The following is a 20,165-nucleotide window of genomic DNA, read 5'->3' as shown; positions in this document are numbered from 1 at the left end:
ACCATCTTTCAGCACACCTGAGATTTTTACTGCTGCCATATCCACTCCACAAAAAGGCCCGCCTGAACCGGCGGGCTGTCATAACACTGTGTTACCTGGCTAATCAGAATTTATAACCGACACCCACGATGAAACCGTCAGTGCGCCAGTCGTCACTGCCGGAACCTTCATATGCAAGGTCAATGGCCACGGATTCGGTCGGGTTAAACTGCACACCCGCCCCCCACGCCAGAGACGTGTTGCTGTGGCGGTTGTCATCGCTTCCGGTCAGCACATCATGCATTTTCCCCTTGTTGTCGGTCACCTGAAGATAATCCCCGGAAAAAGTCGAAACACGGCTGTAAGCCACACCCGCCATCGCATAAGCACTGAACCATTCATTCACGCGTACAGACGGCCCCGCCATCACGCTGAACCAGCGGTTACGCACTGAATCTTCATGCCAGCGGGTATCGCTGTAACGGGTAATCTGGCGATTCTTGTCTCCTGCATAGCTGAATGACGTCACCAGCCCCAGCGTGTCCGTAAATTCATAACGGTATTTCACGTTAATGCCCTTCAGGTCATCGTTGCCGGGCATATCAGTATGGGACTGAAGATACCCGCCGCTTAGTGTGGACTGATGCTCTGCTGCACTCGCTGGCGTACCAGCGGCGACCAGCCAGACTACTGCAGACAGAATAACAGCACATAATTTACGCATAATTACCTCTCGCTTTTCTGCAATAAAAAAGGCGCCATTTCTGGCGCCCGTATTTGGGTTATAAAATTCAACTGATACTGATACCGGCTGTTGATTTCTTCATCACGACAACAAGAAGGTCGCTGATACTGGTCGTTGGCGTCCAGTTATTAGCACCATATGAAGAAACATTGAAAGTCAGGGTGACATGACCGTGTCCGGCAGGCATATCAATGACGGATGAAAATACCCTGCTGACATCCGTCGCGGGTTGCTGAAAGATTTCCTGTCCGTTCTTCAACACCTGCAGCTTACAGGTTGAATACCAGTATGACTGTTGGTTGTTGCTGTTGAAGTTTTCATGCTTACCACCGCGAAACAGAACGGGTGGGATTACTATCTGACGGTCAAAAGCCTGGTCATCGTACACAGTGACCGTTATTGTACCGCTGGCATAACTGCCATTTCTCGGAAAGGCTTTTCCCACCGTTTTGACAATATCACCTTCAATCTGGTTGGCAGACAGTTTTCCCAGAATCCGACAGTTCTGGTTAATCGTGACATTGTTGAGCGTCCCGGAGTTCGCATTCACGTTACCGCTGATATCGGCATTTTTCGCCGTCAGCCGCCCGTCCGGTGTCAGGGAAAATACCGGAGGATTACCGCCGCTGGTAATGGTTGGAGCCGTCAGATACTTCAGGAACACCTCGTTCATGAATATCTGGTTGCCCTGCGCCACAAACATCGGCGTTTCATTTCCGTTTGCCGGGTCAATAAACGCGATACGGTTAGCGGCAACCAGGAACTGGCTCAGTTTACCTTCCTCCGTATCCTCCATGCTGAGGCCAAGCCCCGTGACATAATGCCTGCCGTCTTCGGTCTGCTCAATTTTGACGCCCCACATGGCATTCCATTTATCGTTGGCATCTTTCCACTCTTTCGAAAACTCCTCCAGTTTGCTGGCGTTATCCTCCGTCAGCTCGACTTTTTCCAGCAGCTCCTTGCCGAGATGGGATTCAGTTATCTGGCCTTTGAAAAAATCCAGGTAACCTTCCGCATCATCGCTCGCCTGACCGACAGCCTCCACGAATGCCGATTTGCCAACAGTATTCACACTGCGGATATAAAAATAATAATCATGGCCCGGCTTAATATTGATACTGGCAGCTATCCAGTACAGCGCCGTGCCAAGATAGCGGGCTGTGGTTTCAACCTGCCTGATATCCGCAATCCGCTTTTCCGAGAACCAGAATTCAAACTGTACCGTCGGGTCATAAACGGCAAGATGCGGCGTTGCGGTTATCTGAAAATAGCCCGGCGTCAGATCAATCCTCGACGGTGCTGCCGGTGCGGCAATCCGGAACGATACCGACGCCGGATCGCCCTGCTGCCCCCACGCATTTACCGCCCGGACTGTCAGCCTGTAGTTCCCCAACGCCAGTTGTGTGAAGCGGTATGTGGTTTCCGTCGTCCTGGCAGTGCTGACCAGCCGCTCACTGCCGTCATCCGCTGTCACGGTCAGACGGAGCAGGAAGCTCACGCCCTTCACCACCTTTGGTGTGTCCCATCGCGCCAGCACCTGATATTCCCCGCTATCTGCAGTGACTTCTGCGGTCAGGTGCTGCACTGCTGGCGGTGTGACACCGTTCACCGTGCCGCTCTGGTCACCGTCAAAGTGCGCCCCGTTATCCACGATGGCTTCTTTTTCCGGTACATGCTGCACGGCGGTGATGGCATACGTACCGTCATCGTTCTCCCGGATACTCACACAGCGGAACAGGCGCTGGCGCAGCGTCGGCAGCTTCAGCCCCCACACGCTGTATTCGGCAACGCCGTCAGGAACACGGCTCACTTTCACCTTCACGCCGTCGGTGACGGACTGGACCTCCACGCTGACCGGATTACCCTGCCCGTCAACCAGGCTTATCAGCGTGGTGCCGGAGGATGGCAGCGTGATTTCACGGTCGAGCGTCAGTGTCCGCGTCTGGCTGTTCACCGCCAGCACGCGCCCGCCGGTGCTGATACCGGCATAGTCATCATCACAGATTTCAATGACATCGCCCGGCACATGGCGAAGCCCTTCTGCGCCCACGCTGAAGTCCACGGTCTGCGTTTCCAGCAGCTCCGTTTTAATCAGCCACAGCCCGGCGCGGTGCGCCTGCCCCCGGCTGGTACAGCCAAAGGCATCCATCTTCGTGACGTTACGACCGTAACGGGCAATGGCCTGTGTGTCCTCCACAAGCTCTGTCGCCGTCTCCCAGCCGTTATTCGGGTCAATCCAGTTCACCTCAACGGCAGTATGGCGGTCCTTCAGGGCGCTGAAGCTGTAGCGGAACGGCGCGCCATCATCCGGCATCACCACATTACTGCGGTTATAGGTCCACACCTTATCCGACGGTCGGTCCTGCACGAACGTCAGCGTCTGCCCGTTCCATACCGGCATACAGCGCATCGCCGAGCAGAAATCACTGAGAACATCCCACGCCTTACGCTGTGTGGTCAGATACGCATTACAGGTGATACGCGGCTCCGTGCCGCCAAAACCGTCCGGCACCGACTGATCGCAATGCTGGCCGATGACATACAGCGCCCATTTGTCCACATCCGCCGCACCAAGACGTTTCCCCATGCCGTAGCGCGGATGGGTCAGCATATCCCACAGACACCATGCCATGTTGTTGCTGTATGCTGGCTTAAACGTTCCGTCCCAGATACCGCTGTATTGCCGCGTCTGCGGGTTATAGTTCGACGGCACCTGCAGAATGCGCCCGCGAAGATGATAATTACGGCTCACCTGCTGGCTGCCGAACTGCTCCGAGTCCACCTGCACGCCGACCAGTGCCGTGTTCGGGTAGCACTGTTTCACATCGATGATTTCGGTGTATGACGACCAGAGCGTTTTGTTCTGCAGCTGGTCTGTGGTGCTGTCCGGCGTCATCCTGCGCATCCGGATGTTGAACGGGCGCGGCGGCAGGTTATCCACCACCACCGAGGCCAGATACTGTGAAGTTGTTTTGCCCTTAATGGTGATGTCTTTTTCCGTCACCCAGCCACCATTACGCTGTATCTGAACCAGCAGGCGGACTTCCGATGGATTCCTGTCCCCCTTTGAGGTGGTTTCCACCAGTGCCTGCACACCGAAGGTAAAGCGCAGACGGTCGATGTTTGCCGACGTGATGGTCCGGGTGATCGGCGTGTCATATTTCACTTCCGTACCCAGCACCGTCTCGGAGCCGGAGGATTCAAATCCCTCCGGCGGTGTCTGCTCCTGCTCACCTGCCCGGAACACCACCGTGACACCGGAGATGTTGGTATTCCCCTCACTGTCCAGCACCGGTGTACTGTTCAGCAGCACGCTTTTTAATCCATCCACCGGACCTTCAACCGGCCCTTCGCTGATGGCATCAATCACACTCAGTAACTGCGTGGATTTCAGGTTGTCCTTCGCTTCGCGCGGGGTATGCCCCTTACTGCTGCCTTTACCCATTCGTCATGCTCCATAAACGACAAAACCGCCCGCAGGCGGTTTCACATAAAATATTTTGCATCATCGACCAATCACCACAACCTGACCACCGTCCCCTTCATCTGCCGTGCTGATCTCCTGAGATACCACACGTGACCCCACGCGCATTTCACCATACAGAACGGGCAGAACATTGCCCTGGGCAACCATGTTATCCAGTGAGGAGAAATAGGTGTTCTGCTTACCGTTATCCGTTGTCTGTGTGCGGGGAGTTCTGGCTTTCGGTGCCAGCATCTGCGCCACACCGCCCAGGATCATACTGGCCCCTGCCGCATACATACCCGATACAGCCGCGGCACCCAGCCAGCCCACAGGGTTCCACCATGCCACCGCAATCAGCGCAGCCCCCAGCACTGCCTGAAAAACACCACCACTTTTGGCACCCGCCAGACGCGGTACTATGTGGATCACGGCACCATTTGCCAGCGGCTCATTAAGACGGGCAGATAATTCGTTTTCGCCTGCATCACGCCCGGCAATGCGCACCTGATACCAGCCGTCGCTCAGTTTCTGGCGAAACGACGGTAGCTGCGTGGCCAGCGCCAGGATGGCTTCGGCCCCCGTTTTCACACGAAGGTCGATGCGGCGGCCAAATCGTTGCAAATCCCCGTAAAGGCAGATGCGTGCCATGCCCGGTGACGCCAGAGGGAGTGTGTGCGTCGCTGCCATTTGTCGGTATACCTCTCTCGTTTGCTCAGTTGTTCAGGAATATGGTGCAGCAGCTCGCCATCACCACAGTAAATGGCGGCATGATTCGGCACCGATGAACCAAAGCAGCACAGCAGCACATCGCCCGGTTGTGCCGCTGACAACGGCACCTGATACAGCCCCGTCGCCTCCATATTGTCAAGATAGAGATTCTGACCGTGACGCCACCAGTCATCCCCGCGATTAAAATCCGGCATCTCAATTCCCGCCAGATGGTAAGCATCCCGGAACAGCGTGTAACAGTCCGTCACCCCGTGCTCAAAGCGCCGCCCGGTGAGATGCGGCACACAGCGGAATTTATGGATCGCCCCCCGGCAGACCAGCCACCACGGCAAATCACTCTGCACCTGCAGCCGCCGGTCGGCCTCACTCAGCCAGGGCAGACCACCGGGGTGGCTGTGGACCAGCGCCACAATCTCACCCTGCATCTCTGCCTGCAGCCAGTCCTCCGGAGCCATCCGGAAATACTCCTCCGGCTCACCGGAAATATTCACGCAGGGAAAATATCTTTCCCCCTCCGGCGTTCTCACCACGAAGCCGCACGACTCCGCTGGCGCACATCGCCGGGCGTGCGCCAGAATCGCTGATTCTGTCTCTGTCATGGGATTTACTGCGAAAGTTTGTTAATGGAAAGGAAGCCGCCAAAGTTGCCGACGTTATTGCGAAACTTACAGCCACTCAGGCATTTGCTACATTTATCCTTCGTGATATCGGACGTCGGCTGGTCATATTCATCCGCGACAGCCGGACCATTATAACCGCACTCATCACCGCGATAGGTCCAGGTGCAGGTGTTGGCCAGCATGATGCGCCCCGGAAAAACGGCACCATCCGTTTCCGTCGGTGTGGACAACACAAAAGAGGCACTGACCGCGCTCAGTTCGCTGCACTGCTCGATGCGCCAGCGGCTGATCACCTCCTGCTCCGGATCGGCGTCACTGTTTCCGTTGACGAAGTTCACCGCATCCAGAAAACGGGCGTAAACCTTACGCCTGACCACCGTTCCGCCGACCAGACTTTGCAGGTCTTCCGCCATCCCGGTGACCATGCCGTGCAGGTTAGAGACTTTCAGTGTTGGTCTTGCACTGGCTCCTTTGCCGTTCATCTCAAAGCCGCTTCCCTGAATAGGGTACGCCTGATACTGTCGCCCCTGCCAGGTGACCGACTCACCTTTTTCGTTCTGCTCATTACAGAAAAAATAACGCTCTCCGCCGACCTCTGTCAGATCGACTTCCCAGAGCACGACCAGCGCGGATTGCTCCGATTTTGTACACTCATTCAGTGTTTCCTGCTGTATATCCTGCATCAGTGAGTGACCTCTTCAAAGGTACAGTTAAAATCGGTATACATGGCATTATCCGAAATACTCCACTCCCTGCAGACAACCCGGACGGTCCTGTTGTATTTTGGCGGACGCCACAAAAAAGCACGCATCCCGGCATGACGGGATAAAAAACTGTCCAGCGTAGCGCGGGAATATTCATCTGTGACCCGAAATACCGGTTTAAACGTTTTCAGATCCGCATTCAGACCACCAGCCCGTCGCTGTTCATATCCGTCACCGAACTTTACCGTAATAACAGATGGCTTTCGTGTCGTCTCCATCCCCTCGCGGGGGAGCCAGTTAAAAACTTCAGACTCAGGCACTGCATAATCCTCCGTCCCGACGTGATGACTGCATAATTGACACAACCCTGCTGTCGATCAGATCCACCAGCCCCCTGGCTGACTGCGTATCTATCTCGCCATTGCTCCCTTTATTCTGAATACTGATGTGATACACGGGAGAATAGACAAATCCCCCGCCACCACTCACATTCCCAATGGCTCTGACCCCTAGGGAGCCGTCCGCTGCCCGAGTCAGTGGCATGATAGCTTCAGGCCCGGCCTCGCCCATCAGCCCGGCACCTTTCGCAAAAGCAAAATACGTCGGTGTATCCACAATGGTGTTACTGTAAGCACTCAGATTTGCCGATGTGTAAACACCGCCTTTTGCGTTCGCTACTGCACCGGAAAGCCAGTCGCCAACACTACCAATCCATCCCCCCGCTCCCGACATTGTCCCGGAGAGTGATTTCAGCCCGTTAACAATGGCCGCGTTCATCAGGATTTTTGAAACTTCCTGAAGGATCGAACTCCCCCAGTTTCTCCAGTCCACAACGTTGCCGGCCAGTGCCTCAGAAATATTTGAAACCAGACCATCCATAGTGGAAACGACCGCATCTGCCGCTTGTGAAGCATAATCAGTGGCACTGTCTGCCCAGTTCGTCAGCCCCTCTTTGAGCCCGGCATTCCAGTTACTGCGTAAAGCATCGGCCTTTGCATAATAATCCTGCTGATCGTTGAGACGCTCCTCCAGATATTTTTCATTCAGCGTTTTTTCCTGTTTCCACAGGGCTTCTTCGATTTCTCCGGTCTGGTACTGTCTCAGCAACTCATTATTTTTCTGCTCAAACTCCTGTCGGATGTTCCACATTTCCTGAAGCCGCTCACGTATTCGTGTTCCGTCTCCATACCCTAACAACTGAGCCTCATTTGATGCCCTGACACTGGCGTTACTGTCCGCCAGGCTGCTTTCATAAGCAGCAATTTGCTCACGAATTTTTTTCTGGTCGATGAGTGCTGCATTCTGTAAAAGGGTTTGTTTCTGCGCTTCTGATAAGGTTAATAATTCGCCCTGGCTGACCTGGTATTTCATCTTAGCCAGTTCAGTATTCTGTCCTGCCAGTGCTATTTGTTCTTTTTGTTGTTTAATCAGTCTGTTATAAGCATCTTCCGTTTTTTCTGCTTCCGATTTTCCACCACGTACTTTTGGCTTATTCGCCTGGTTGTTACGCCATGCTTCCAGCGCGTTGTTGATATAAGTTTGCCTTGCCGTCTGATAGGCATCCCCCACAAAACCGAGATCATCCGCTACATAGCCCAGACGAGTACGCTCACGCGCTTCCCCCTTCATACGGGATAAGGTCAGCTCTCGCTCAGTGTTATTCAGCGCGTTCTGCTGTTTATCATCCAGAGCAGCCTGTGGCAGCCGTAACGGTACATTCACCAGCCCCTGTCGCTGCTGAAGTAATTCATTACCAAGCCCAAGAAGACGATTAAACTCGGTATGTTGGCCATTCATGATCAGTAATGACTGATATGCTTTGTTTTGTTCCGCTGCCTGTTGGCGGATCAGCACCACTCGTCGTTCTTCCAGCCCGGCAAGCACATCCTGGATTGACTGGGCTTTTTCCTGCATTCCGGAAAGTCGGGACTGCTCAACAGCCAGCTGACTTGTTGCTTCTGCAAGCCCTTCTGTGACAGTTTTCACCGACGTCATGTGGTTAATCATAAAACCGTTATCGGTTGTCCAGCCCGGGTTTGCCAGGACATACTGATAGCCAGCAATTTTTTCCTGTAAGGATTTAATCTTACTTTTCTGCTCGTCAATTAACCTGTTCTGCTCCTCCAGAGCCTGCCGCGTCTTTTCTTCATTATCTGCCGCTTCAGGAAGTGACATTGCAGACGTTTTCTGGCGAATTTCGTCGATTGTTGCGGCATACTGACGCGCTGATTCTCTGGCCTGCTCCTGGTTCTGATACATTGTGTACCAGGCCGCCGCCCCCAGCATGACAAGTCCAGGCACACCACCAACCAGCCCCAGAGCACCACTTAACAACCGACTACTAACTGACGTAACGTTATTCAGCGTTGCCTGTGCCGCTGTTCTGGCGGCAATATTACGGGTAAGTGAAGCCTGTGCGGTTGCCAGTTTCGCTTCTGCTGCAGCCTGTTTTTCTGTACCACGGGCAGCCACAACCGCCTGCTGCGCACGATACAATGCCGCCCGCGCTCTGGCTGTTGCTATCTGTGTCCCTCTGAGCTGTGCCTCAGCAAGAGCCACTTCGTTTCTGGCAGCAGTGATTAACCCGGCAGTTGCAGAGCCCGCAGAAGACGCCATATTGCCAAAATATCGGGCTACACCAATTGCAACCAGAGCTCCCGCCGCCGTGGCAACCGTATCAATATTATTCGCAACACCATTCATTATTCCGGTAAGCGTTTTCGTTGCACCGCTGGCATCATTCGCACCACCAACCCAGGCCATAAAGGCGTTTTCAACTTTGGTTGCAGAGGATGATACGGTATCAGGCATGGCTGCATATTCATCCCGCAGCGTACCAAGCTGGCTAATCAGTGCAGGAACAACCTTATCGGCGGTCAGCTTTCCATCATCCGCCATTGCCTTCAGATCTTTACGGGCAACCCCCATTCCTGCAGCCAGAGCACGAATAACACGATCACCGCTTTCATTTACTGAATTAAACTCTTCACCGCGCAGAACCCCTTGCGCCAGTGCCTGGCTGAACTGAGTGATCACCGAGCTGGCTTCCGCAGAACTGGCTCCGGACAATTTCAATCCTGTAGAAATGGCCTCGGTAACTTTCAGTACTTCCTCAGACCTGTAACCATATTCCCGCATGGAAGAAGCCGAACGTGCAAAAAGACTGGCGTTATCAGCAAAAGCAGTACCCGTTCTCTGGCTGATCGCCATTAATTCGCGCTGTGATGCCTGGAAATCATCGCTGGACTGCGTGGCCTGCTTCAGACGGGCATTTACTGAGCTCCATTCATCCGCAAGAGATATAAGATGTCCAGTGGCAAAAGCACCGGCAAATGCGCCAGCCATATTCATTGCCGAAGACTTCGCCGTATTTATCTGCTCGGTCACTTCTGCCAGTGCTCGCCGCATATCACGGGATGCAGCTGCAGACTGTCGACCTCCGTTCTGCATGGTACGGTAGTACTCCTGTCCCATACGTGAAGCTCGCGCAATTTCTGACTGGAATGACTGCGAATTTGCCGAGATTTTTATAATCAGTTCGCGTAGTGACGCCATTCTCGTTCTCCAGGCAAAAAAAAACCGCCGAAGCGGTTTTTGCTTTTAAAGAAGCCCAGCCTTACGCCTTGCTTCTTCAAGATATTCATCATCCGTTTTTTGCGAAACGGTACTATCAGGGTTATGTGTTAAATCACTACCGCAATGCTTACACTTAATGGCTTCTTCTTTGATCAACTCCGCACAGTAAGGGCATTTTTTCATGCCATTGCTCACCATTTGTTGCTCATGCGTTTTTTCATCTTTTTGGATTACAAGTGAATGAACCAGGGCAACGATAAAGAGTAAGGCTCCGTATATCCACCATCCCCAAAATGAACGCCCTTTACTTTGCGCGATAATAGCCGGAATTAACCCCAGGACTAGCGCAATAAGAATAACTTCCATCAATATCTCCTTATTTACTTAATAAAAATCGGAATCATAATCCAGTAAAGTAAGAAGATCATTGTGTCGCTGCAAATAATGCATTTTCAAACGCTGTAAACGGATCTTTAATATTATTTGCAGGAACGACCTCCCACTGAAGAATCGCTTCATTCAGTGGAACTTTGACACCCTGCGCCCCGTAAACTGCAGAAACTATCTGGGCAGCCCGGATATCAGCCCGCTCGTCACCCAGCGGGCTGATCCTGTCAAATTCTGCCCACATCATGATTTCCGATGCAGACATTTCCCGGCGTAACTCTGACAATGTGCGCCCCATCCTGAGCGCCAGCATCATCAGAAAACGAATACCCGGAAGTGCTACTTTTTTTTAATAACTTCAGCATCAGTGATCAGTTCCAGTGACTGACGAAGCAGTCGCGCATGTACCGGACCATATACTGTAAGTACCTGCTCCCGATCATCCGCTGAAAACACGGGTTGCATCCCGGTATCACACAGAACATCGATGAACAGTTCAACATCCGCTTCCAGATTTCGGCGGGCACGCTCCGCAACTGATAACGGTGTATCATCATCTCCGGTTTTAACGATCTCCTGCCAACGTAACCAGGCTTCTGCAGAGGGTTCCCGTAATACAACCGTTGTACCTTCCCACTCAGGAACATCAACTGTTTTGTGGCGAAAACCAGACATCGTCGCCAGTGCCAGATTGCGGATATTTTTAGACATAGATTTCATCCTCCTTAACTGACAGTTACGGTGCAGGAAGTGGAGGTCACCTTATTAACCGGGCTTGCTGAATCAGAAACCTCACAGGTATACGCACCGGCATCTCCGGATGTCACAGAGGCCTTGTTGAAAGTTGCCGATGTCTGCCCGGAAACTGGAGAGCTGCCTTTCTTCCAGACATATGAATAAGGAGGCACACCACCTGATGCCTCAACAGACATATTCAGCGTTTCACTGGCAGAAACCTGTAGTGTACTTTTCAAATCAGAGAGGAGTTTCAAAGGTTCAGTGGTCAGAGAGGGCTTTCCTTTCAGGCGCAGGGAAAATGTGGCAGCAACAACACCGTTGGTTCCCACAGACCAGGTATGCTGGCGAACTTCTGCCATAAAGGTAAATCCATTTCCTGACGGGAAAATAACTTTGAAACCGTATGTGGTGTCGTTGTCATAAGCACTACGCAACGCGTTCTGGGCAGCGTTGAGATAAAAGTTTCCTGACATGGAAATCTCTGAAGCAGCCCCAAGACCGTTGATATTCTCCTGCTCGGTAGAACACAGCGTAGTGACATCAATATCCTGTTTCTGCCCGGCGGTAAACTGAACCTCTTTAATCGTACAGCTCAGTTCAAGAAAACTGGCAGAACTCAGCGTTTCTGCCGTTACCGGTGCAGACGAGATCATGACTTTGGTCTGCTGAGAACGTTCAAAATTAGAGGACATACTCGTCTCCTGAAAATAAAAAACCCGCCAGCGGCGGGTGGGTAAAATCATTAACGACCTCAGGCAATTACCTGAAATTCAAGCGTAGCTCTGCTCAGACGGGAATCAGGATCATAACCCTGAGTTTTAGAAATAACGGATGGTGCCAGTTCCCTTACCGCATCAAGCGCCTGCTCACGGATATCATCTGCGTCATCAGGAGCCGTTGCCCAGATATCAATCTGCACTGTGATTCTGGATTCAGCCTGACCATCAAGCACATCAGACGCGATGTCAGACACCACTGAAAACACCAGCCATGGTGGAAATACCGCAGGCTTTCCCTCCGTCAGCGGGACCACATAAGGATAAACCTGCCCTCCGGCCAGTTTGGACAGAAGAGCATACAGCGTGGCTTCTCTCATTTACTCAGCACCCCATCAATAGCCTGATTCATACGCTTCATGGCAACCTGTGCTGCCAGCTCCTCTGTCATATCAAAGGCCGGGCGAATGAACGGATGGGCAGGCATATTGATAGTCCCCAGCTCCACGAAACGCCAGTAAAACGCGTTTCGCGGATCGCTGGCTTTCATGCTGTTATCACTGTTTCCGGTTCGCAGATTCCGCCCACGAATGTGGACACCAGAGATAATTTCACCACGACGCCGTGAACGCTGAGTCAGAATAACCACGTTTTTCTTCAGTTTTCCGGTTCGCTCTGGCGCATGGTCAATAACCGCCTCCCGGATAACCTCTGCACCGGCACGGGAGGCATCGCGAAGCACCTTATTACTCTCTGCTCTGCTGAGAAGTTCCAGATCTCTTGCAATATCCGCCAGGCCAGAAAAATCCAGACTAAAATCTGTCACATTCCACCTCTCTGGCTGCAAAGTATTTCAAGCCTGGAGGATCGTGCGTCCGGGATCGGCGGCCCGTCAATATTCAGAATGGCTCCCTTGAATGCCCCGGTCAGCACTTTCAGACGTGAGGCGGCCGTCACATCGCGCCGAAATCGCATCCAGACTCTTACTGTTGTCTGCGCGGTTTCCGCACCGCCCGATATACGTTCCCGCCCACTGATCCCCTTAACCTCTGCCCATACCGTAGCCCCCTCTTTCAGGGTTTCCTCCGGGTGACCGGAAGGGGTACGGGAGGTCGTAATATTCAGAATAACCACGCGATCACGTAATCTTCCTGCCTGCATGAAATCCTCCTATGTTCCGGGATGAAACCGATACATTCGGAGTCCGGTATAGAAAAAATCAGGTACAGCATCCTGCATTTCCCTGTTCTCGTACCAGTAGCCAACCAGTTGCATAAGACGCAACTTTATCAGCGGTGTTATTACAAGCCCGGTCGTATCCTGATCAGGAACAGTTTCATCGTGAAGTGTCCGGTTTAAAAACTTTTCAGCCTCTTCTCTGGCTGCTGCCAGATACATCATAAGAAGTGCATTCTCCTGTTCATTGTCATCATCAATCCGGCACTGAACACGAAGCTCTTCCAGAGTAGGCATCATTTGGGCTACCTCTATGAATGCTGTTTTTTAGCCTTATCAGATACCCGTGCAACAGGTGTTCTCTTATCAGAAACAATCCCTGCTGCAGTGGCAATTTCACGTACCCGTTCGGGTAATTCTTTATCTTCATACTCACCAGCACGAATGATCTCAACGCGCATACCGTCCGGTGACCATTTCAGATCTTGTTTCAGGATCATGATTCTTTCACCTGTCAGAACAGTGGCGCAATTCAGCGCCCCTGAGTGATTACGCCGCTGCAATCTTCAGCAGTTTGATGGCCTGCGAATCGACCAGCATGCCGCCGGTGCGCTTGGTGGTATAAAAACCGACAAACGGTTTATTGGTGTACGGATCACGCAGAATGCGGGTACCGATACGGTCAACGATGGTGTAACCCCGTTTGAAGTTACCAAATGCAATAGCTTTCGCATCAGCGGCGATATCCGGCATCTGTTCGTTTTCAGCGATACCGTAACCCGCCAGAGAGGACGGTTGCCCCAGCTCCAGCCCCGGACGCCACAGATAGTTACCCTCGGTGTCTTTCAGCAGACGGATGGCAAACAGGCTGTTGTTGTTCATCATGAACTTCGCGCCAGTGCGGTGTGCCTTACGCAGCGTGTAAATCAGTTTGATAATGGCGTCTGCGGTCACCGTCGTCGCTTCACCGGATACAATATGCTGAAGTTTACCGAACGCACGAACCTTATCGGTTTCATCGGTGGATTCATACGCCAGGAACCCTTTTGGCTTCTTGGTACCATCACCGGTGGTAAAGGCAATTTCTTCCTGTTCGGCAAATTCGGTCGCCAGCTCGCTGTTGATCCAGACCTCCACGTTGAAGAAGGCATCATCCAGCATTTTCTGAGTGGCCTGCGGGTTACCGTAGATTTCCCCCATGAAAGGTTCAATCAGTCCCAGTTTTGAGGTGGCAGTCTGGGAGCGCGCGTCAGTCTCGCCCACCCATCCGGAAGCCGTGCCGCCCAGATTCACCAGTTTTTTGTAGTCGGAACCGCCAACAGTGATCACCGTGGCTTCCTGGCGCATCACCACTTCATCTTTCAGCAGGGTGAGAATGTTGCGATCCAGTGCTTCCGGCACGGCATAGCCACCGTCTTCATCGGTGCCCACCTGCAATGCCTTGCGCTCCAGATCGCGCAGACCGTCTTCACGGCCTTTACGCAGAAAGCCCACAAACGCCTCTTTGTGCTCTGTGGCCAGTTTATTTTGCGCACCACCTGCCGGACGTTTCAGCTCAAGCAGCTCTTTTTCAAGGTCGCTTTTGAGATTTTCCAGCTCGCTGAGTTTCCCGTTCAGGGTTTCCACCTGCCCGGCAAGTTTGCCTTTTTCCTGCTCAATCGCATCCACGCGCTTGTCGTTCTTTGCCCTGAAGTCGTCAAACTTCTGCTGCAGCTCCTGCGCGACCTGTTCCACATCTTTAATATCAACCGCCATCGTATTTCTCCTGATTAGAAGTTCAGATTTTTCAGTGCATTCAGTGCAGAGCCCACATCCTCAGCGTCGCGCAGGGACAGTGCGCCATAGCCCCCGGCCATGAATGCTTTGGCCTGGGTACGGGAGAGTCCGACATCACGCAGGACTCTTTCGATTTTTTTCTGTTCGGGGATTTCCCCGCGGGCCAGTGCGTTCTTGACGTCGCTGATCCGCGCCTCGTCGTTAGACGGGAACGTCACCAGGCTGACTTCCCAGAGGTCGATTTCTTTCAGCAGAAAGGCTTCTTTGCTCCGGTCGTATTCCCAGTCTTTCAGGACGTACCCAATAGAAAGGCCGGTTAACGAACCAGCCTTCATGTGTGCATGTGCGCGTTTTGCGAGGGGATCATCATCAATAAGCAACCGTCCCCTGACGTAAAGCCCGACATCGTCTTCCTTCATTTCGGTGTAAACACCGATGGGTTCATCCATGCGGTGCTGCCAGAGCAGCGCAGGTAACGCTTTTCTGTCACTCCACGCCCGCAGGGAAGCAGCAAATGCCCCGGACATCACCACATCATCGTGGCTGTCCTTTACACCAAAGACGGAGCCATACCCTTCAAACTCACCGGAGTCACTGACAGATTTCAGACTCAGCGGTACATCAAGACGTTGTTTCGTCTGCATTGGCGTTATCCTTCTGCTTACCGGCTTTACTGCCATCGGAGGGTTTCGTGGTCATGTTCATCGGTGTGAGATAGACATCACCACCGGGACGCGGATTCATATCTTCCAGGTCGCGGCAATCATTGGGAGAGTAAATTCCCCAGTTGATCCCGGTGGCGTAGGCTTCAAAACGGGACTTCATATCCCCGCGCAGTAACGCCCCGGCGTTAAATTTGGCGTAATAAACGCCCTGCTTACTTTTTCGTACCAGTCCGGTGTTGATCCGCTGTTCGATGCGGGTCAGATACGGCACCAGTGAATAGTTGATAAATCCCAGCCCCAGCTCTTCGATATTGTTGAAGGTGGCGCGATCGGTGTTCTGCACCATGTGCAACGGCACCCGGAACAGACGACAGATTTCTTCAAGCTGAAACTTGCGGGTTTCCAGGAACTGGCTGTCCTCGGCGTTCAGCGCCATCGACTTCCAGTCCAGCCCCATCTCAAGGATCATCGGGCGGTGAGCATTGCCAAGCCCGGTGTGACGCTCCTCAAAATCTTTCTTCAGGCGCTCATAAGCCTGATCTGACAGCGTCTGCTCTGTACGCAACACACCCGACGTCACCGCGCCATTGCTGAACAGTCTGGCCCCGTGCTCTTCGGTCGCTGCCGCCAGCGATATTGCCTCGCGGGCATAGGCGATGGGATTCAGCCCCACCAGTCCGTCCAGCGTCAGCGTGCGCACATGCCAGATATCCTCCTGGCTCAGTACATCCGTGGAGCCATCCGGGAATGTGACCTGATAGACCGGCTCCCAGCTACTGTTAAGCTTCGGTACCACACAGCCGGGATCGACGGGCAGCAGTTCAGCCACTTCGCCAAATGCTTTCACTTTGTAGGCGTAAAAGTTTCCCCGCAGGCACAGACAGGTGACCACCAGCTCCCAGAACTCCTGCGGCGTCATATAGCCATTGGGATGCGTGGAGATCAGCTTATGCAGACGTTCGCCAGTGGCTCTCTGCTTCAGGCTGCCGTTCAGGTGATACAGGTTGCAGGGCAACATCCCGACCGACTCCGCCAGCACCCTGACACAGGAAAAAACCGCCGTCAGTCGCATGGCCCGCTGGCTGCTGATCTGCTTTCCGGTATAGGTGTCGTAGGACAACCCGATAGCATCCGCCAGCTCTGCTGGCGTGGTCACCGGTGCGTCACTTTTTCGTTGAAATAATCCCGAAAAGAACACTATTTACCTCCGCCGACAGACGACTGTGTACGGTCGAGATATCGCGCCACCAGCCACGACCAGAACAGGCACAACGCCCCGGCAACAACAAACCCCGCCGGGGGATAAATCAGCCAGGCACCATACGCCAGCAAAAGCGCCCCCAGCACGCCCACCAGAGGCGCGAGAATCAGCATGATCATAATTACCTCAGTTAAAGCGAGCGGATCCCATAGGACTCAATGTGGTCAGACAACGTGTCTTCTTTCTCGTACAGCATGGCTCTGCCAACCGCCATAATCAGCGCAACTGCACCATCGATTTTGTTTTCCGCCTGCTCTTTGACGGGCTTCACCACATCATCGTTACCCGGAATGGTTTTGCCGACCACGTTGCCGATACACCAGGTCATGATGGGATTGCCATCATGATGAAAGCGCCCCGATTCAATTGCCGCTTCCAGCTCTTTCATCGGGTCGGACATGTTGGTGTAGTTCTGAATGATAGTGATGGGGTTCAGGTCTTCATCAGCAAGGTCATGTGACAACCCGGTCGCCCCGAAGGGGTCGATGGGTGACTCACTGACCGGGCTGATTTTGTTCGCCGCTTTGGCCTCCTCGAGGATGTAGCGATAATCCACCTCCGCACCATCGGTAACGGTCAGAACCCCCATCTCCACCCATTTCTGAAAGCGTTCGGCTGTCCGTCGATCTTCATTTTTCTCGACGCTGTACACCGTGTCATACGGTACCCAGAAACGCGGGGCCACACTGTAGTAATGCGTTTTACCGTCAATCTCGCGGGTATAAAGTCGCGCCATGCTGTTCATATCCAGCTTACGCGCCAGGTCAAAGGCCAGAATGCACGGCTGCCCCTCGAACTGCTCAAGGGTCAGTGATTTATCCTCGCAGCTCTGCCAGCTCACCAGGTTGAAATACGCCGAACGCGCCGACACCCAGATATTGAGGTGTTTTGTTTTAAAGACGTTTGCCAGACGGGCATTATTTTTCGCACGCTGCTGCTGACTTAACAAAAATTCGCGATAAACCGACACGCCAATATTTGGATTGGCTTTTTCCAGCACCTGCGGGTCGGTCCAGTCGTCACCTTCATCAACGGTATAGATGATCCCGAACAGTTCATCGTTGGGAACCGAGCCATTGAGCATCTCGATAACTTCCCGCCGCTTGTCGTAGCACGGCCCCTCAATGTTGTACCCGGCGGTGGTGATAGCCCACATCAGTGGCTGGCGTCGCGCCCCCATCCCGGTAAGCATTGTGGTGTAAAGCGCATCGGTGGCGTGCTCGTGATATTCATCCACCACCGCACAGTGGGGTGATGAACCATCACCGGGGTTACCGATCAGTGGTTCAAACCGCGCACCATCCTCCTGACGGTTCATGTTTGAGGCGTTAACCTCAATCCCGAACGCTTCCGTCAGCATGGGTGTGCGTTTACACATCAGTCGCGCCGGGCGAAAGACTTCCCACGCCTGTTTCTCCGTCGTGGCACCGGAATACACTTCCGCGCCAAACTCGTTATCACAGGCAAAACAATACAGGGCAACACCGGCAGAGATTGCCGATTTGCCGTTCTTACGGGGGATTTCGGTATACACCTCACGGAAGCGGCGCAGCCGGGAGCCTTTATTGACCCAGCCAAACGCACAGCAGATCACAAATAGCTGCCACGGCTCCAGCGTGATGGGCATCCGTTTGAATGCCCACTCACCCTTGGTGTGCGGCAACAGCTGAATAAATTTCGCGGCCCGTTCAGCCAGGTCCTTGTCGAAGCGGTAACGAAACGACTTACTTTTTTCCGCCATCAGGTCATCAAGATGGCGCTGGCAGGCCTGAATCACAAACTGGCAGGCAACAATCTTTCCGCGCACGACATCCCGGGCATACTGATTGGCAGCATTTACGTTGGGGTAAGATTTCCGGCTCATGATTCGATGATTTTCAGAAACGGGTTAGTGGCTTTCTTCTTCCCCGCCAGGCCAATCAGACGCTGGCGGCTGCTGGGGTCGAGTCCGAGCATTGCCCCCGTACTGCTCATCTCGGACTCCTGTTCTTTTTTGGCGGTCAGCTCCGGATTTTTGACCATACCGCCCATTGCACCGGTGATGGTGTTGCCCTGTCTGGCAATATTTTTCACGGCACGTCGCCAGAACTCGTAGGCCACGCACCACCGCTCAAGCACTGCGAGGTCAGTCACGCACAGCAGGCCCTGACCGCAGAGTTCTTTGGTTGTCAGTTGCCACATGATCGTGGCGAGAGGGAGATCTTCTTCTGCGAACCACTCCGGTGGCTCAACACCTTTGATGGGCGTAAAAACAGGTTCATCTTTATTCAGGGCTCGCTTGCCGGGGTTTCCGGCCAGCGCCTTGCGCGCCGTTGGCTTGGGGCGACGCCCGGAACGCCCCGCCGTTCCAGCCATATGCGGCACTCCTGGTTAAATTTCATTTTTCGCGGGTATAAAAAAACGATGGGGCGGGCAGTCCGGAAGGATGCGGGCTGCAGGGATTTACCCTCCCCCTCCCCTAGGTGGATTCAGATGATAGTTATTATCACTTAAGACGTTCACGCGCGGTCTTCGTGGCGTGACACGACCAGCACAGGCTTTCGAGGTTGCGGTCATCATCAGTACCGCCGTGAGCTTTCGCGATGATATGGTCGACACAAGACGCCTGTTTCACCACGCTCCGCCGGAGATGTTCCTGGCACAGCCCTTTGTCACGCTTCAGGATACGGGCCCGGATGACTTCCCATTTGGTACCGTAGCCGCGCTGGTGACGGGATTGTCCTGGCTTGTATTGTTTCCAGCCTTCGCTTTTGTGGCTTTCGCAGTAGCCTGACGGGTCAGTGGTGGTTTGGCGGCAGCCGCGAACGCGGCAGGCTTTTGGGGTTCGTGGGGGCATGCTGGCTCCAATAAAAAGCCCCGCGACGCGAGGCTTAGACAGAAAAAACACCGGATAAGATCTGGTCATTCTTCCTTTTTAATAATGACTTCTCGAGGGCGCAATTGTTGGATAGCACGACAAATACAATATGGAATAACTGCCCATGCTACTCCCATTGCTGCACCTGCAGCCTGTTGTGGAGCACTCTGAGCACCGAAAACCCCGAGGATTCCTTCAATAAATCCAATAGCACTACACAAAAGACTGATGACCCAGAGAATTTTCATAAACCCAAACTCCTTTTAAATAAACACTTTACTAGGATAATTCTCATAAAATGTTAGTAAAGTATTTTCAGGAAAATAGCGTATCACTGCCTATTTTTGACACTGATGCTGGGATAATTATTCCGGTCGCTGGAGTTGCTCATGATGATACAGAGCGAGAATCAGGTCATAAGACCCTTGCCTGTCTTTGTAACCAGTTTTATCAACCAATTCAGCTTTACTGATTCCGGGTAAATCAAGAATCAGATTCGCAACTTCAATTGCCCTTTGGTACAACTTACCGCCCTTTTTCTCCCCATGCAGTGGTTTTACATTCTTGAGGTAACCTCTATCCGCCAGGGCGAGAAATGTTGCCCTTGGGCATATCTTCTTTCGTGACGATTCGCTTTCTGTAACCTCTGCGACAGCTGCATCCCATGCATCACGAGGAGGCATTGAGCTATCAGCAACCAAATGATAAGCGATTAAAGCGGCGCGCGCGTATTGAGACATAATGCATCCATATACAAAAATCTCATGATA

Annotated in this window: 25 protein-coding genes; all 25 read right to left on the bottom strand. The window is 53.1% G+C overall.

The annotated features are described in order from the left end of the window. Positions 1–103 precede the first annotated feature (103 nt). Positions 104–703, bottom strand: coding sequence for an Ail/Lom family outer membrane beta-barrel protein (locus D9741_RS21670; RefSeq protein WP_130214427.1), 600 nt, complete (start codon positions 701–703; stop codon positions 104–106). Between the two features lie 67 nt (positions 704–770). Further along, the gene (locus D9741_RS21665) at positions 771–4,169 is read right to left on the bottom strand and encodes a host specificity protein J (protein WP_130214425.1); all 3,399 of its coding nucleotides are present in this window, start codon (positions 4,167–4,169) and stop codon (positions 771–773) included. Positions 4,170–4,229: 60 nt separating this feature from the next. Continuing rightward, positions 4,230–4,778, bottom strand: coding sequence for a tail assembly protein (locus D9741_RS21660; RefSeq protein ID WP_240725528.1), 549 nt, complete (start codon positions 4,776–4,778; stop codon positions 4,230–4,232). After that, positions 4,775–5,518, bottom strand: coding sequence for a C40 family peptidase (locus D9741_RS21655; protein ID WP_130214421.1), 744 nt, complete (start codon positions 5,516–5,518; stop codon positions 4,775–4,777). The genes D9741_RS21660 and D9741_RS21655 overlap by 4 nt, the downstream gene beginning before the upstream one ends. Positions 5,519–5,523: 5 nt before the next feature. Next, entirely contained in the window at positions 5,524–6,222 is a 699-nt protein-coding gene (locus tag D9741_RS21650; protein WP_096261935.1) for a phage minor tail protein L, read from the bottom strand. Then, positions 6,222–6,563 carry a phage tail protein gene (locus tag D9741_RS21645; RefSeq protein WP_130214419.1) on the bottom strand — a complete coding sequence of 114 codons (342 nt, stop codon included), beginning with the start codon at positions 6,561–6,563 and terminating at the stop codon, positions 6,222–6,224. Before D9741_RS21645 ends, D9741_RS21650 begins: the two co-directional genes overlap by 1 nt. After that, complete coding sequence (locus tag D9741_RS21640; RefSeq protein ID WP_130214417.1) at positions 6,556–9,798, bottom strand: phage tail tape measure protein; 3,243 nt, start codon at positions 9,796–9,798, stop codon at positions 6,556–6,558. The genes D9741_RS21645 and D9741_RS21640 overlap by 8 nt, the downstream gene beginning before the upstream one ends. A gap of 45 nt (positions 9,799–9,843) precedes the next feature. Continuing rightward, entirely contained in the window at positions 9,844–10,185 is a 342-nt protein-coding gene (locus D9741_RS21635; RefSeq protein WP_021543566.1) for a zinc ribbon domain-containing protein, read from the bottom strand. 58 nt (positions 10,186–10,243) lie between these two features. Continuing rightward, positions 10,244–10,522 carry a DUF4035 domain-containing protein gene (locus tag D9741_RS21630; protein WP_021543567.1) on the bottom strand — a complete coding sequence of 93 codons (279 nt, stop codon included), beginning with the start codon at positions 10,520–10,522 and terminating at the stop codon, positions 10,244–10,246. Positions 10,523–10,545: 23 nt separating this feature from the next. Next, positions 10,546–10,917 (bottom strand): phage tail assembly chaperone, encoded by a 372-nt coding sequence (locus tag D9741_RS21625; protein ID WP_097439779.1) that lies wholly within the window; start codon positions 10,915–10,917, stop codon positions 10,546–10,548. 14 nt (positions 10,918–10,931) lie between these two features. Beyond that, positions 10,932–11,636 carry an immunoglobulin domain-containing protein gene (locus D9741_RS21620; protein WP_024188899.1) on the bottom strand — a complete coding sequence of 235 codons (705 nt, stop codon included), beginning with the start codon at positions 11,634–11,636 and terminating at the stop codon, positions 10,932–10,934. Between the two features lie 59 nt (positions 11,637–11,695). Further along, a complete protein-coding gene (locus D9741_RS21615) occupies positions 11,696–12,040 on the bottom strand; it encodes a DUF3168 domain-containing protein (RefSeq protein ID WP_063084496.1) in 345 nt (114 codons plus the stop codon). After that, positions 12,037–12,486, bottom strand: coding sequence for an HK97-gp10 family putative phage morphogenesis protein (locus D9741_RS21610; RefSeq protein ID WP_130214415.1), 450 nt, complete (start codon positions 12,484–12,486; stop codon positions 12,037–12,039). The genes D9741_RS21615 and D9741_RS21610 overlap by 4 nt, the downstream gene beginning before the upstream one ends. Continuing rightward, positions 12,483–12,821 carry a phage head closure protein gene (locus tag D9741_RS21605; protein WP_021543572.1) on the bottom strand — a complete coding sequence of 113 codons (339 nt, stop codon included), beginning with the start codon at positions 12,819–12,821 and terminating at the stop codon, positions 12,483–12,485. Before D9741_RS21605 ends, D9741_RS21610 begins: the two co-directional genes overlap by 4 nt. A gap of 9 nt (positions 12,822–12,830) precedes the next feature. Further along, positions 12,831–13,136: a head-tail connector protein gene (locus tag D9741_RS21600; protein WP_021543573.1), complete on the bottom strand. Its 306-nt coding sequence runs from the start codon at positions 13,134–13,136 to the stop codon at positions 12,831–12,833. Between the two features lie 11 nt (positions 13,137–13,147). Beyond that, positions 13,148–13,336, bottom strand: coding sequence for a hypothetical protein (locus D9741_RS21595; protein WP_021543574.1), 189 nt, complete (start codon positions 13,334–13,336; stop codon positions 13,148–13,150). Between the two features lie 49 nt (positions 13,337–13,385). Then, a complete protein-coding gene (locus D9741_RS21590) occupies positions 13,386–14,591 on the bottom strand; it encodes a phage major capsid protein (protein ID WP_130214413.1) in 1,206 nt (401 codons plus the stop codon). Positions 14,592–14,605: 14 nt separating this feature from the next. Continuing rightward, positions 14,606–15,256, bottom strand: coding sequence for an HK97 family phage prohead protease (locus tag D9741_RS21585; protein WP_001193631.1), 651 nt, complete (start codon positions 15,254–15,256; stop codon positions 14,606–14,608). After that, positions 15,234–16,475, bottom strand: coding sequence for a phage portal protein (locus tag D9741_RS21580; RefSeq protein ID WP_000466255.1), 1,242 nt, complete (start codon positions 16,473–16,475; stop codon positions 15,234–15,236). The genes D9741_RS21585 and D9741_RS21580 overlap by 23 nt, the downstream gene beginning before the upstream one ends. Next, positions 16,475–16,657, bottom strand: a complete 183-nt coding sequence (gene ymfR, locus D9741_RS21575; RefSeq protein WP_000605606.1) for a protein YmfR — start codon at positions 16,655–16,657, stop codon at positions 16,475–16,477. The genes D9741_RS21580 and ymfR overlap by 1 nt, the downstream gene beginning before the upstream one ends. 11 nt (positions 16,658–16,668) lie before the next feature. Continuing rightward, positions 16,669–18,402, bottom strand: a complete 1,734-nt coding sequence (locus tag D9741_RS21570) for a terminase large subunit (protein ID WP_240725529.1) — start codon at positions 18,400–18,402, stop codon at positions 16,669–16,671. Beyond that, entirely contained in the window at positions 18,399–18,893 is a 495-nt protein-coding gene (locus D9741_RS21565) for a phage terminase small subunit P27 family (protein WP_000929173.1), read from the bottom strand. The genes D9741_RS21570 and D9741_RS21565 overlap by 4 nt, the downstream gene beginning before the upstream one ends. Before the next feature lie 130 nt (positions 18,894–19,023). Beyond that, a complete protein-coding gene (locus tag D9741_RS21560) occupies positions 19,024–19,374 on the bottom strand; it encodes an HNH endonuclease signature motif containing protein (protein WP_130214411.1) in 351 nt (116 codons plus the stop codon). 65 nt (positions 19,375–19,439) lie between these two features. Further along, the gene (locus tag D9741_RS21555) at positions 19,440–19,643 is read right to left on the bottom strand and encodes a hypothetical protein (RefSeq protein WP_000699783.1); all 204 of its coding nucleotides are present in this window, start codon (positions 19,641–19,643) and stop codon (positions 19,440–19,442) included. Between the two features lie 117 nt (positions 19,644–19,760). After that, a complete protein-coding gene (locus D9741_RS21550) occupies positions 19,761–20,135 on the bottom strand; it encodes a hypothetical protein (protein WP_130214409.1) in 375 nt (124 codons plus the stop codon). Positions 20,136–20,165 lie beyond the last annotated feature (30 nt).

The organism is Escherichia sp. E14V7, assembly GCF_004212225.1.
Taxonomy (GTDB): domain Bacteria; phylum Pseudomonadota; class Gammaproteobacteria; order Enterobacterales; family Enterobacteriaceae; genus Escherichia.
This window is presented reverse-complemented; position numbering and strand designations above follow the sequence as displayed.

Bases quoted from the DNA above. Each gene is read 5' to 3' on its own strand.
- D9741_RS21635 (WP_021543566.1), bottom strand. From the start codon at position 10,185: ATGGAAGTTATTCTTATTGCGCTAGTCCTGGGGTTAATTCCGGCTATT.
- D9741_RS21665 (WP_130214425.1), bottom strand. From the start codon at position 4,169: ATGGGTAAAGGCAGCAGTAAGGGGCATACCCCGCGCGAAGCGAAGGAC.
- D9741_RS21550 (WP_130214409.1), bottom strand. From the start codon at position 20,135: ATGTCTCAATACGCGCGCGCCGCTTTAATCGCTTATCATTTGGTTGCT.
- D9741_RS21620 (WP_024188899.1), bottom strand. From the start codon at position 11,636: ATGTCCTCTAATTTTGAACGTTCTCAGCAGACCAAAGTCATGATCTCG.
- D9741_RS21565 (WP_000929173.1), bottom strand. From the start codon at position 18,893: ATGGCTGGAACGGCGGGGCGTTCCGGGCGTCGCCCCAAGCCAACGGCG.
- D9741_RS21650 (WP_096261935.1), bottom strand. From the start codon at position 6,222: ATGCAGGATATACAGCAGGAAACACTGAATGAGTGTACAAAATCGGAG.
- D9741_RS21605 (WP_021543572.1), bottom strand. From the start codon at position 12,821: ATGCAGGCAGGAAGATTACGTGATCGCGTGGTTATTCTGAATATTACG.
- D9741_RS21655 (WP_130214421.1), bottom strand. From the start codon at position 5,518: ATGACAGAGACAGAATCAGCGATTCTGGCGCACGCCCGGCGATGTGCG.
- D9741_RS21570 (WP_240725529.1), bottom strand. From the start codon at position 18,402: ATGAGCCGGAAATCTTACCCCAACGTAAATGCTGCCAATCAGTATGCC.
- D9741_RS21615 (WP_063084496.1), bottom strand. From the start codon at position 12,040: ATGAGAGAAGCCACGCTGTATGCTCTTCTGTCCAAACTGGCCGGAGGG.
- ymfR (WP_000605606.1), bottom strand. From the start codon at position 16,657: ATGATCATGCTGATTCTCGCGCCTCTGGTGGGCGTGCTGGGGGCGCTT.
- D9741_RS21600 (WP_021543573.1), bottom strand. From the start codon at position 13,136: ATGATGCCTACTCTGGAAGAGCTTCGTGTTCAGTGCCGGATTGATGAT.
- D9741_RS21585 (WP_001193631.1), bottom strand. From the start codon at position 15,256: ATGCAGACGAAACAACGTCTTGATGTACCGCTGAGTCTGAAATCTGTC.
- D9741_RS21640 (WP_130214417.1), bottom strand. From the start codon at position 9,798: ATGGCGTCACTACGCGAACTGATTATAAAAATCTCGGCAAATTCGCAG.
- D9741_RS21630 (WP_021543567.1), bottom strand. From the start codon at position 10,522: ATGATGCTGGCGCTCAGGATGGGGCGCACATTGTCAGAGTTACGCCGG.
- D9741_RS21670 (WP_130214427.1), bottom strand. From the start codon at position 703: ATGCGTAAATTATGTGCTGTTATTCTGTCTGCAGTAGTCTGGCTGGTC.
- D9741_RS21560 (WP_130214411.1), bottom strand. From the start codon at position 19,374: ATGCCCCCACGAACCCCAAAAGCCTGCCGCGTTCGCGGCTGCCGCCAA.
- D9741_RS21555 (WP_000699783.1), bottom strand. From the start codon at position 19,643: ATGAAAATTCTCTGGGTCATCAGTCTTTTGTGTAGTGCTATTGGATTT.
- D9741_RS21590 (WP_130214413.1), bottom strand. From the start codon at position 14,591: ATGGCGGTTGATATTAAAGATGTGGAACAGGTCGCGCAGGAGCTGCAG.
- D9741_RS21595 (WP_021543574.1), bottom strand. From the start codon at position 13,336: ATGATCCTGAAACAAGATCTGAAATGGTCACCGGACGGTATGCGCGTT.
- D9741_RS21625 (WP_097439779.1), bottom strand. From the start codon at position 10,917: ATGTCTAAAAATATCCGCAATCTGGCACTGGCGACGATGTCTGGTTTT.